General features: G+C 54.3%; 10 protein-coding genes and 1 pseudogene. All 11 read right to left on the bottom strand.

Features of this window, described 5'->3' with window-relative positions; translation table 11 throughout:
• Positions 1 to 123: 123 nt before the first annotated feature.
• Positions 124 to 693 (bottom strand): annotated as a pseudogene (locus FPZ49_RS23400) (reverse transcriptase domain-containing protein); the annotation flags it as partial.
• Between the two features lie 481 nt (positions 694 to 1,174).
• The gene (locus tag FPZ49_RS23395) at positions 1,175 to 1,435 is read right to left on the bottom strand and encodes a hypothetical protein (RefSeq protein WP_391563856.1); all 261 of its coding nucleotides are present in this window, start codon (positions 1,433 to 1,435) and stop codon (positions 1,175 to 1,177) included.
• A gap of 314 nt (positions 1,436 to 1,749) precedes the next feature.
• Positions 1,750 to 2,721 carry a sugar phosphate isomerase/epimerase family protein gene (locus tag FPZ49_RS23390; protein WP_144851609.1) on the bottom strand — a complete coding sequence of 324 codons (972 nt, stop codon included), beginning with the start codon at positions 2,719 to 2,721 and terminating at the stop codon, positions 1,750 to 1,752.
• Between the two features lie 61 nt (positions 2,722 to 2,782).
• Positions 2,783 to 3,598, bottom strand: a complete 816-nt coding sequence (locus FPZ49_RS23385; RefSeq protein ID WP_144851607.1) for an SDR family NAD(P)-dependent oxidoreductase — start codon at positions 3,596 to 3,598, stop codon at positions 2,783 to 2,785.
• Between the two features lie 25 nt (positions 3,599 to 3,623).
• Positions 3,624 to 4,409 carry an SDR family NAD(P)-dependent oxidoreductase gene (locus FPZ49_RS23380; RefSeq protein ID WP_144851605.1) on the bottom strand — a complete coding sequence of 262 codons (786 nt, stop codon included), beginning with the start codon at positions 4,407 to 4,409 and terminating at the stop codon, positions 3,624 to 3,626.
• Between the two features lie 51 nt (positions 4,410 to 4,460).
• Positions 4,461 to 5,432 carry a sugar phosphate isomerase/epimerase family protein gene (locus FPZ49_RS23375; protein WP_144851603.1) on the bottom strand — a complete coding sequence of 324 codons (972 nt, stop codon included), beginning with the start codon at positions 5,430 to 5,432 and terminating at the stop codon, positions 4,461 to 4,463.
• A 28-nt stretch (positions 5,433 to 5,460) separates the two neighbouring features.
• Entirely contained in the window at positions 5,461 to 6,222 is a 762-nt protein-coding gene (locus tag FPZ49_RS23370; RefSeq protein WP_222429955.1) for an SDR family NAD(P)-dependent oxidoreductase, read from the bottom strand.
• Between the two features lie 107 nt (positions 6,223 to 6,329).
• The gene (locus FPZ49_RS23365) at positions 6,330 to 7,967 is read right to left on the bottom strand and encodes a response regulator (protein ID WP_186446031.1); all 1,638 of its coding nucleotides are present in this window, start codon (positions 7,965 to 7,967) and stop codon (positions 6,330 to 6,332) included.
• A gap of 18 nt (positions 7,968 to 7,985) precedes the next feature.
• Complete coding sequence (locus FPZ49_RS23360; RefSeq protein WP_144851597.1) at positions 7,986 to 9,773, bottom strand: sensor histidine kinase; 1,788 nt, start codon at positions 9,771 to 9,773, stop codon at positions 7,986 to 7,988.
• Between the two features lie 47 nt (positions 9,774 to 9,820).
• Entirely contained in the window at positions 9,821 to 11,116 is a 1,296-nt protein-coding gene (locus tag FPZ49_RS23355; RefSeq protein ID WP_144851595.1) for an extracellular solute-binding protein, read from the bottom strand.
• 147 nt (positions 11,117 to 11,263) lie between these two features.
• Positions 11,264 to 12,106, bottom strand: coding sequence for a carbohydrate ABC transporter permease (locus tag FPZ49_RS23350; protein ID WP_144851593.1), 843 nt, complete (start codon positions 12,104 to 12,106; stop codon positions 11,264 to 11,266).
• Positions 12,107 to 12,114 lie beyond the last annotated feature (8 nt).

The raw sequence follows: 12,114 nt of genomic DNA, 5'->3' as shown, positions 1-12,114 counted from the left end.
TCTACGCTTAACCCGCATCGTTACCTTTGCGTGTTCAAGACTCGATTCCGGGTAGGGTGGCTGTACCCTTTACCCGGGTGGGAATCGCACCCACTGAAAGCACCCAGCTTACCTAGGCGCACCAAAGAATTTGGCCAGGTCCATGTCTACGACCCATCGAAGGCCGCTTTGGATGAACTTCTGTGCTTGCTTGACCGCGTCGTGTGCTCGTTTCCCTTGGCGAAAGCCATAGCTGTACCATGAGAAATGGGCATCGAAGATCGGGTTCATTACTTGTAGAAGCGCTTGCTGAAGGAAGCGGTCCATCACGGTCGGGATACCGAGCAGCCGTACGCCGCCTCCGGGTTTGGGGATTTCCACCCGTTTGACTGGCGAGGGTCTGTACGTTCCCGCGAGGAGTTCGGCTTTCACCGTTTCCCAGTGCGTTTTCAGGTAAGCTTGTAGCTCCGCTACCGTTACACAGTCCACACCGGGGGCTCCTCCGTTTTGCACTACTCGCTTGTAAGCTTGCCGAAGGTTCTCTCCTTCGAGCATTCGCTCCAGCAGGTCGTTTTGGTCTTTGCGAGAGGAAGGGGCGACTGGTGCCGTCGAAGAACTCGGCGCTTCGGCATACCCTGACGGCTTCACCGCTTCTCTTTGCCGCGAGCTCTCTAGCGAGATTTTCTGCTGTCTTTGCTCTTCATGCGAACGCATCGGTTTCCTCTCTCCTTTCGGTTCGGCCCTTCCGCAAGCTGTTGCAACATCTTGCGTACTATGGCCTCTGCTGACTCCTGCGGATTCAGCAGAGCCTCTCGGCTCTGGTTACGAAGTCACTTCGCCCTCCGCAGGCCTCCCCAGATAAGAACGTCATCTGTCTGCCCGCAACCACTCAAGTTTACAAAGATAGCCTTTGGCGGCTCTGGATTTCATCATGTTCCGGTGACTCATCCGACTACCCCTGCCTCAAATTGAGTTCGTGTACCTTGGCTCGTGCATTTGCCTCCAGCTTCCTTCAGATTCCACCTCACGATGGACACCTTTGCTCTTGGCTACGGTAGGCGCTCGCCAGCCCCCGTTCGGGACTTTCACCCTAAAGATGACGCCCATGCTGGGCGTACGGAAAGAAAATCGCCCTGCACAGCTCCGTGCAAGGGCGATTTTGGTTTACTGCAATCCGGAAGAGAAGACGAAGGCATCAGCGGCAGCGGTGGCCGCCACAGAAGCCCGCGCAGCTATGGCAGCGAACGCCGCCGCAAAAGCCGCCACAAAACCCACCGCAAAACCCACCACAAACTCCGGCGCAAAACGCGCCGCAAAATCCGGCGCAAAAGCCGGCACAAAATCCGGCGCAAACTCCAGCGCAAAGTCCGACGCAAAGACGCGAAGGATCCCCCGGCGCTTGGCCGTTCGGTAACTGGCCGGCAAAATACTGAGCCTGCTGCTCCCAAGGCGTCATTTCGGTTGCCTGGAACTGCGAAACATCCAACTGCTGAAGCTCATTTTGAAAATTGGTCATGTGATAAACCTCCAATAACTTTTTTTCATATCGACATGATTCCAATTTATGGTCGACGCTCCGCGTTTGTTACTGAGTCAAAGGCCCATTTTTTGGGCGTCTGTACCAAATGTCCGGACACACAAAAACGCCGGCCCCCGGATAACCTCAGAGAGCCGACGTTGATTGCCTTGGCGTGAAGATAAAACCATATACCTTACTAAGCTCTATGGAACCTTCGGTAAAATAGGCCCCCAATCGCTCGATAACGAGTTTCAAGTTCTGAAATTGCTCAATGTGCGTTTAAGGTAAGCAACACTTTCCTGTAGTTGATCCTCCTCGTAGGCCATGATTTCACTCTCCGGTTTACCGAGCTCGTAAGGAGTACGCCACTCCCCAAGTTTGGCATTCGTCAAAATAAAACGCATCAGTCGGGCGAATTGAACGGCCGTACGCGGGGGATAATCGGGCCAATAATCTTCAGAAAACACCCGAACCTCCCTCGCCTCTAACGCCCCCACTTCAATTGCCATAGTTACGTCAGGGCAGCTTTCCACAAAAACTTCGAACATCGCTGTAAAGTCTATCGCTCCCCTCCCGAGTGGACACCGCACCAGGCGGAACCCTTCTTCGCTCATATAGAGCTCGTAGTCCTTTAAGTGAACATGTTTGATATATTTCGCTGCCTTTTTGCAGAATTCGATAGGCTCGTCGGCCGTTGCCAATGTGCTGCCCGTATCGAAAACGATGCCGAAATGATTCGATGCCATCGACTCACAGAGCTCAATGAGTTCTTCCGAGGCGATATCCTGATGATTCTCGACCGCCAGAGTAACCCCCAGCTTCTCGGCTGCCTCCGTCGCCTTTCTCAGACCATGATGAATGTCTTCCAAATAGGATTTCCACCGGCCGGCCATAGGCCGACGGTCTCCTCCCAGCTTTGCCCCCATTACAATGGTCCGCAGGGTAGGCACCCCCATCCTAGCGGCCACTTTCAATTGTTCGGACAAGTGAATGGGATCGAATCCTACCGTTTCGAGGCTAATGAACATTTGCCGGTCACGCGCATATTGTCCTATAGCGATCTCGTCTTCTCCATTCATTAGTTCAACTGGCACTTCGACCCCCTGCAGCCCCAATTCCAGTGCTTTATCAATAAGTTCTCTCGGCCTGATTCTGGGACGGGACGAGGCCTCATTCATCCCCATAGAGTACATAGTACCGTAAACGGACAGTCCTAGACGCATCTCTAAGCCTCCTCAAAATAAGCGAAAGCCTGGCGATCTGCTCACCGCCAGGCCTTTGGCATTACTCAAGCAAATCGTATTCTCCCTCGGCTTGGGCCTTTTCGAAGGCGTCTCGAGGGATTTGCGTAGCCAGCTTGCCGCCGCTGACATTGATCATCGTCCCGGTAATGTATCCGGCGAGATCGGAGGCGAGGAAGCAAATGACGTTGGCCACCTCCTCCTTGCTGCCCCACCGGCGCAGCGTCAGCGTATCTAGCAGCCGCTGCTGCCGCTCAGGAGGCTGTTCTGCGAAGTGGTTCATATCCGTCGGAATCATGCCCGGCGCATAACAGTTTACCGTTACGTTCCAGGGCCCCAGCTCTCCAGCCAGCACACGCGTGAACTGCTCGACGCCCGCCTTGGAGGAAGCATAGGCGGCGCTCCCTATCGAGGGTACAATGGCGGCGAACGAAGCGGCGTTAATGATTCGTCCCGAACGCTGTTTTTTCATGATCGGCATAACCGCCTTGCACATGAGAAAGGTACCCTTCAGATTGACGTCCATGTTCAAATCCCAAACCTGCTCCGGCAAAGTATCGACCATACCACCGCCGAGCACGCCGGCATTGTTGACCAAAATGTCGATCCGGCCATGCCTCAGGGCAATATCCTGAACGATCGCTTCGATTCGGCCATAATCGCGAACGTCGCAAAGGTACTGGCTTCCCTGATACCCCAGCTCCGCAAACTCACGGTGAACCTCATCCAGATAGGACTGGTTGATATCCGTAATGACCGTAACCGCCCCTTCGCGAGCCAGTGTGTAAGCGATCTCTTTACCTATCCCGCGTCCTGCACCGGTCACGACGGCCACCTTGCCTTGCAGATCGATTAGCAAGCGACATCATCTCCCTTCGGTTGGTTTATTTCCAGCAAACGATCGTCTCTCCCGATAGGGCATCGGACATTGGGCCGCACAGAAACATCACGATGTCCGACATGTCCTGAGGCTGGGCGATTTTTTGCAGGCGCGAACGGCCGCTTTCGTCAGGTACAGAACGCGTCGCTCGAAACCGGGCCGTATAGGTCGGCGCCGGGGAAATGCAATTGACGTTGACATCGTAGGGGCGCAGCTGTTCCGCCAAGCTGCGGGTATACTGTGAAACACCCATTTTCGCCGCTGCGTAGATGAGTCCTTCCCGTACCGGGATATGACCGGCAATAGAGCCCACATTGACGATTTTGCCGGAGCGGCGCTCGCGCATATGCAGGCCGGCGAATTTGCAGGCATACATCGTTGACAGCAGATTGCGCTCCACGACCGAACGGATGTCCTCTACGGAGATGTCAAGCGCATCGTTCGGCTCCGGCCGCGGTGTATGAAGGCCGATATCGCCGCCCGCATTATTGACCAGAATATCAAGCGAACCGAACGCGCTTACCGACCTATCGATCAAGGCCCGGACCTGCTCCGGGTCGGACAGGTCCGCCGCAATGAAGCATGCTTCCACGCCGAACGCCTCGGCGATCTCCTGCGCTGCCGCACTGCCGGAGGACGTCTCGCCAAACCGTGCTGCCTCTTCTTCGCTGATATCGTGAATGATGACATTGGCGCCGGCGCGCGCCAGGTCGTTGGCATATTGTCTTCCGAGGCCGCGGCCGGAGCCGGTGACCAATGCATTTTTACCTCTTAAATCGATGGTTGTCATTCTCATCACCTCTGGAATGGAATAGTATAAGGACGCTGAATGGGGAGCCGTTCAAGCGTTCTGCTTCATCAAGCGGGATAAATAAGCGAGGCCGGTATGGAGCTCTTCCATCTCATAAGAAGCGATCTCTTCTGAAGAAGCCCCTCTCTCATATGGAGTTCGCCAGTCTCCCCGCGATCTCGCGTGATCCTCCACGAACCGGAGCAACCGGGTCAGCTGGCGTGCCGTACGCTCAGGATACTCCGTCCAGAAGTCCTCCTGAAGCACCCGTACATGCCTTGCTTCCAATGCCCCGTGCTCTATCGACATCGTCATCTGCGGGTTTACCTCAGAAAAAATACGCATGAGCTCAGGAAAATCGATCACGCCTTGGCCCAGCGGCTTCCGGACGAGGCGATAGCCCTCCTCCGACGTATAGATGGCGTATTCCTTCAAGTGGACATTCTTCACATAAGGAGCGACCCGCCGAAAGAAATCAATCGGCTCCTCTGCCGTCGCCAGCGGGTTGCCGGTGTCCAGGGTGATGCCGAATTGGGGAGAGCCGACCGTTTCGCACAGCCAGAGAAGCTCCTCGGAGGCCAAATCCTGGTGGTTCTCCACAGCGAGATTGACTCCTTGTGGATCAGCCTCCTCCATGACCTGTTGAAACGAATGCAGAATAGACTTTAGAAACGGCTGCCAGGTACCGGCCATATGGCGCCGGTCCCCGCCGAACTTGGCGCCGCCGACCACCGTTCTTACCGTTAGCGCCCCGATTCGGTTTGCGAGCTGCATCGCTCCCTTCAGGTGCTCCGGATCGAAGCCGCCTGTGGCGATATTGATAAACAGCCCTCGCTCCCGCGCGTACCTGCCCGTCTCCTCCGCATCGCCGCCTGTCAGCAGATCAAGCGGGATTTCCGCTCCCGTCAGCCCGTACTGCTCCGCCTTCTCGAGCAGCTCGCGGGCAGTGATCCGTGCGCGTCCCGACGCCGGGTGAATGCCCATGGCGTACACGGTGCCGTAAGCCGTAAGTCCGAATCTCATCGATATTACCTCCCTGAATGGAGTTACGTTATTCGGAGGTCCAGCCTCCGTCGATCACAATCGCCGAGCCCGTCATAAAACTGGACGCATCGGATGCGAGATACACCATCAGTCCGGTCAGCTCCTCAGGCTTGCCCCAGCGCTTGACCGGCAGGTGATCGAGAAACCATTGATTGGCTGCCGGGTTATTCATCACAACCTGATTCAGCTCCGTGGCAAAAGGACCAGGGCAGACCGCATTGGCCGTAATGTTATGCTCCGCCCACTCCAGCGCCATCACCTTCGTCAGCTGAATCAAGCCTCCTTTGCTGGAGCAATAAGCGGAACGCTCGGGAAGAGCGACCGTACCCAGCATGGACGAAATATTGATGATCCGTCCGAACTTTTGCCGAATCATCTGCGGCGCCGCCGCCTTCGCGCACAGAAACGGCGCCTTCAAATTCGTCGTCTGCACCAGATCCCAGCTCGCCTCGTCATACTCGAGAATGGGCTTGCGCACGTTGATTCCGGCGTTATTCACGAGGATGTCGAGTCGTCCGAACGCTTCCGTCACTTGACCTACCATCCCTTGAACCTGTGCATAGTCCGTCACGTCCACGGCGATCCCCAAGGTGTCACGCCCGGTTTCGGAGCGGATCTGCTCCGCGTACTGTCGCGCCTTTCGTTCGTCCCGGCTGGTTACCGCTACATTCGCCCCGGCCTTCGCATAGGCGCGGGCAAACTCGAGTCCAAGCCCCTGGCATCCGCCGGTAATAAGAGCGGTCTTTCCCGTCAGATTGAAATCGCTCATGCTCTGCATCCCTTCGTCTGCGTAATCGCTTTCAATACCGATTATAGCTACGCCCGGGCTGGGACTGAATGGAATATTTTTGGGCTTATCCGTAAATATTTTTGTGTTTACGATTGTAAAATTTTGCTTGGGACGATTCCGAACTTTTTCTTAAAGCACCTGCTAAAATAGTAGGGGTCGGCATACCCTACGCTTTGCGATACATCGACGACCTTCAAGGAAACCAGTCCGGCGGGTGAAGCCTCTCTCAGCAACTCCATGGCACGCTCGAGCCTAAGATCGGACAAATATTCCGTAAAGGCGATGCCCGTTTCCTTTTTGAACATATGACTTAAATAGCTTGGGTTGACCCCTATGCTCCTTGATGCCAGCTGAAGCGTGACCGCCTCATCGGCGTAATGCTCTTGGATATAGCCAATCGCCTTCTGAACGATCTCGGAGCTTTTGCCCCGTGGGGAGCTTGGCTTACTGAGTTCAGCAGCCACCAACTCACCAAAAAAGCACTGAAGCCAACGCTCCATGGCATCCACCGTCTCGATTCCGTACATTTGCTTAAACAGCGGGTGGCTTTCCATCAGCCATGCTTTCGGCAGGGAGCCTCCGCGTTCAAGGATGATCGCACTCCCAAGTGAAATGCATTCCATTAACACAAATAAGGCCATTTCCTTCCCCGCCTGAGTGTCAATGAGCCGCTGGCAGGTTTCCCTGATCTTGGTTAGCAGCCCTTCCCGGTCGTTATTTCGAAGAATACTGACCCATTCGGAGCGGTCTATCGGCAGAGAGAATACGAAGCCATCCCAGCCCTCGCGGTCGGGTGCGTAGGCTATAACCCGGTTGCCCCCTTGGATAAATTTATGCTTCAACACATAGAGTGCCTCTGCATACGAGAGATGTGCCTGGCTTAAGCTTTCATAGATCTGGCCCACGGCGAACGTGACGAAGATGCGCATCCGGCCGTTGATGAACGACCGTGCCCGCTCGCAAAGCTCTGTGAGCCGAGAGCTCCCGAATTCGGGAAGGGCCAGAAAAACGGCAATTTTACCGTCATCGCCGTCGATGGCTGCGCAGTACACCCCTGAGGCTTCCATCGTTTCCTGTACAATGTTTTTGACCGCGAACCGCCAAAGCTGACGCTCCTGCTCTTTATTGTACCGAAGCGCCAATTCATCGATCTCGGCAATCAAGGCGGCATAGCCGCAAGCATTCGCCGGCACTTCGTAGAACTTGGCCTGCTCCTGAAGCACTTCCGGACCCTCCGCCGGCTCGTGCAGCATGTGCTGCCTCAGGAATTGCTCTCTAAGCAGCGGCTTGGCCCTCTCCAGCTGCAGCTTCAGCCCCGCGGCCGTCTCGGATAGCCGCCTTTGCTGCAGCAGCTCCTCCCGGATTTCCTTCAATGCCTTCTCCAGCTCTTCCTCGTCGACCGGCTTCAGCAAATAATGCGATGCCCCCAAGGCGACCGCGGCGCGGGCATATTCGAATATATCGTAGCTCGTAATAAAAATGACCTTAGCCGGAATGGCAGCGAGCCTCAACGCCTCCACGAAATCCAGGCCCGTCATACCCGGCATGTTGATATCGGCGATGATGAGGTCAAATTTCCGGGAATGGGCGAGCTCCAGTGCCTCCGCCCCGTTCTCGGCCTCAGCCGTTACGGTAAAGCCAAGTGCCGGCCAGTCTATCAGATGGAGAAGCAGTTGTCGAAAATAATACTCATCGTCTACAATCAACACCTGCAAGTGGTCCACCGGCATTCTCTCCTTTCCTTAAGGAATTCCTTTGTCCGATATAATCGGAATCCGCAGCTGCACCTCGACCCCTTCCCCGGGCCGGGAGCGGATCGTTAAGCCGTAGCCTGGGCCATAGCGCAGCATGATCCGGTCATGCACGTTTCTAATTCCGAAGCTGGACAGCCCGTGATCCGTCTGATCGCGATGCCAGATCCTTTCCAGCTGTTCTTCGCTCATGCCTTCGCCGTTATCGCATACGGTGAAGCAGATGACCGGAAGCCCGCCGTCATCCTCCAAGGCTCCGAAAATTTCACAGAGCGCCCCGTCGCGCTTATTCCGAAGCCCGTGATAAATTGCATTTTCGACCAGCGGCTGCAGCAGCATATTGGGCACCCGGCTGTCCTCCAGCCGGCTGTCAAAGTCGATCCGGTAGTCGATATGGTGGTACCGCATTTTTTGAATATAAAGATAGCTCTCCAAGTGCTTTCGTTCCTGCGCCACAGAGATCACCTCTTGCCCCCCGTTAAGCGAGCTTCTGTAGAAATCGGCCAGCGATTTAACCACCTTGGCGATATCCCGCTGCTGAACCATCAAAGCCATGGAGCGTACCATTTCCAGGGTGTTATATAGAAAGTGCGGTTTGATTTGCGAGTACGAGAGCCGCAGCTCCAGCACTCTCTTTTGTTTTTCCTCCGCATTGACGGCGGCCATCAGGTCCTGGATGCGGCCGACCATTTCGTTAAATTTCCGGGTCAGCCGGCCGACCTCATCGTTGGTGCGCACCGGGGTGCGTGTATCCAGCAGGCCGTCGCCCACGGCAGTCATCGCTCTGGTCAATTGCGTGATCGGGGTCGTTATCCAGTTGGAGAAGATCATGGATAATATAAGTGCCAGCAGCAGCCCGGCACCTCCAAAGCCCAGTATAAACAGGGTGATATTCCATTGGTCCGTCAACAGCTCTTTTGTCGGAACCGCATATATGGCCCTCCAGCCCTCTTTTCCTAAGTCCCTGGAGGAAACGAGCACGTTCTGCCTGCCGCTGTGCACGATGGCCGAGCTTCTCATCTGAGCAACGTTACTGCCGTAGAGGCTCTGTAGCGAGCGGTTGACGATATCCCGGTCGTTCGAGGAAACGATTTGGCCGAGGCCGTTGACGATCATAACCCTGCCTTGGGTGCCTCCGCTGCCGTAAAGGCCCGATAGCTTCAGTTCGTCCACATTAATATAGAAAAAGCCCGCCAATAGCCCGTTATTGATATTGATGACCCGTCTGCCGATAGAAATCAGACTTTTGCGCTGGTCGTTGACCAGAAACGGGCTTTCGAACGTATCAATCCACACCGCCGTGCCCTTGGCGTCAATAAGCTGCTGTACAGGATACACGCTGATGGAAGACAAGGTGACGTTGGACATGTTGTCCGAGTGGTATATCCTATCTCCCTCCGCCGATTGAAGGATGACGGAATCGATATACGGATTGGCGGCAGCGAGCGTATTTAAGCTTTCGTATACCGTTTGGACATCTTCGAGCCGCTGCAGCTCGCTGTTCTCCGGACTTGTGTTCATCAGCACGGATTGAAACGTTTTATTGATCATCGACAGCTTGGAGAAATTTTCGATATCGCTGAACAAATTCCCGATCGTATTCGCAATGAGCTCAATCTTCTGCTCGGAGCTGCGTAGTGCCCGTTCCTCGGCCTGCTTTAAGGTCATCTGATACAACGTGAAGGTCAACAGAACGATGCTCGGTAAAATGATCAGTACATTGATAAACTGGAGCTTCTTGCGAATGGTCAAGTCCTGAAACCACCGGAGCACCTGCATAGATCCTAGACCCCCCTCCACCCTCAATTATGCTTAGTCTGGGCCACTTACGGCTTCCGCATAATGTGCTCCATCATTTGCACATACTGCGACGAGGACAGCGTTCCCGTGTACAGCTTCTGGTTGAGATCCCTGTAAGCCTCCCCCATGGTGGCGGGGATTGTCCCATACCAATATGGCTGAATGTAGGTGAAATTTTTGAAATCCTTCAGGTACTGGGCGTAAGCGCCGTTGATTCCCACCTGTGGCTTCTGAGGAGTTTGTGCGTAAGAGGAAAGCCCGAGCTTGACGAGCTCATCGTTGATCTTGAGAGAATAACGGACGGCAAACTCTTTTGCCTTCTGTAGCTGCTTGGATTGGGCGTTGACGAAAATGCCGTAGGGATTGGTGCTTCGCTCGCCGGTATTGGAAGTAATCGGCCCCTTGATCGCTCCGGTCTGCGGGAATACGGTGTAGCCCAGATCATCCCCGAGGCTGGAAACGGCATTGGGAAAAACCCATGAGCCGTTTATCAGCATGAGAGCTTTGCCGGTATAAAACAGATCCCTGGCCTCAAGATCGGTTTGGTTCAAAAAGCCCTCCTGGAAGGCATTCGCCTTAACCAGCTGAATTACTTTGTCCGCAGCGTCCACAAAGGGCTTATCGGTAAAGCTGATTTCCCCTTTTGCGGCACGGCTGTATGCCTCTTGGCTTTCCCGCAGCACCAGCGTGTTGTAAATTAAATCGCCCGGCCAGCGGTCCCTGCCTCCAAGCGCGATGGGGATGATTCCGCTATTGCCCGCGGTTTTCACCATGTTCAGCAGCTCTTCCCAGTTGGCCGGCGGCTGCAGCCCCAGCTTGGCCATCAGCTTCTTGTTATACAATACTACCTGGGACTGCTCGGGACGGTAAGGCACCGAATAGATATTGCCGTCCTCCTGCCGGATCAGGCTTTGGTTAGTAAATTTGATTTCCAGTCCGTTCCTTGTGATCACGTCGTTTAGAGGAGCGGCGACCTTGGCATTCAAAATTAATTCCCACTCCGATTTCCCCGAGTATTGCGTAAATACATCAGGCAGCTCGTTCGCTGCCACGGCCATCTTGATTTTGGTTTTGTATCTCTCCGGGTTGCTGAATTCGTAATTCAGCTTCACCTTCATTTCCTTGGCTACTTCTTCCGCCGCCGGCTTCAAGTATATATCCGTATTAAACATCCACAGGGTTAATGGCTGCACCTCCTCTGTGCTTAGAGACGTTTCCATCATTTGAGGATTGGAAGCGCTATCAACACATCCGGGCAAAAGGCCCAAGCTCATGGTCAGCAGCAACAGCATACTTCGAGTCTTGCGAAACTCGTGGTCCATGTTGACTTCCCCCAATGAATAAACCTGATTTCTCACCTCGTCATGCCTATTGTAAATTATTGTAACATAAATCAATTCTTTCGGGATACCTATGTGAACACGAAAAAGGCCGGCCCCTACGGTCAGGCCGACCTTGCTTCATGGTGATCAATATTTGGTTCCTCCGTCGGCCAACCCGCCGATCACGAAGGTTTGTGCACCAAGGTACAGAATCAGCGCGGGAATGGACGCGATGACAGAGGAGCTCATCAGCAGCCCCCAAATAAACGAATCGGAAAATTTAAAGCTGGCGATTCCAACCATGGCCGTCAGTTGGCTCGGACTCGTCGTCACGACAAGCGCATATAAAAATTCGTTCCATGACATGGTAAACGCGAACGTCGCTACCACCGCGATGCCCGGAGCTGCGAGCGGAAGGATGATCTTCCGCAGCGTTTGCAGTCTCGTGCAGCCATCGATTAAAGCCGCCTCCTCAAGCGCCTCCGGGATCGCCTTGAAGTAGCTAAGCAGCATATAGCAGCAATAAGGGACTATAAAGGTGGGATAAATGATCAGGAGGCCGTATTTGTTATCGGCAAACCCGAGCTTGCTGACCAATACGTACATCGGGATAAACAGCACCGCCGCCGGCATCAAATAACAGATGATGATGCTCTTCGTCACGAAGCTCCTGCCACGAAATTTAAGCCTAGTCAGGCTATAGGAGCCGAAGATGCTGATGACTAGAGAGATGACTGTGGCCAGCAGGGATACGAGCAAGCTGTTTTTGATATTGGTCATAAATTCGGTTTTGTGGAACAAATCCGAATAATGCTTACCCGTGACAGCCGTCGGCAGAAGCTTCGGTTTGGCATCATACATCAGCGCATCGGGCGTGACGGACGTCTTAACCATCCAATAGACCGGAAACAAGGTCCAGATTAGGCCGACGGCCACGATCACATAAATGAGTGCTTTGTGGCGAACATTCCGCAGAACAGTTGCTTTCATATCGCTTA

It is taken from the genome of Paenibacillus cremeus, from assembly GCF_007786445.1.
Lineage (GTDB): Bacteria > Bacillota > Bacilli > Paenibacillales > NBRC-103111 > Paenibacillus_G > Paenibacillus_G cremeus.
This window is presented reverse-complemented; position numbering and strand designations above follow the sequence as displayed.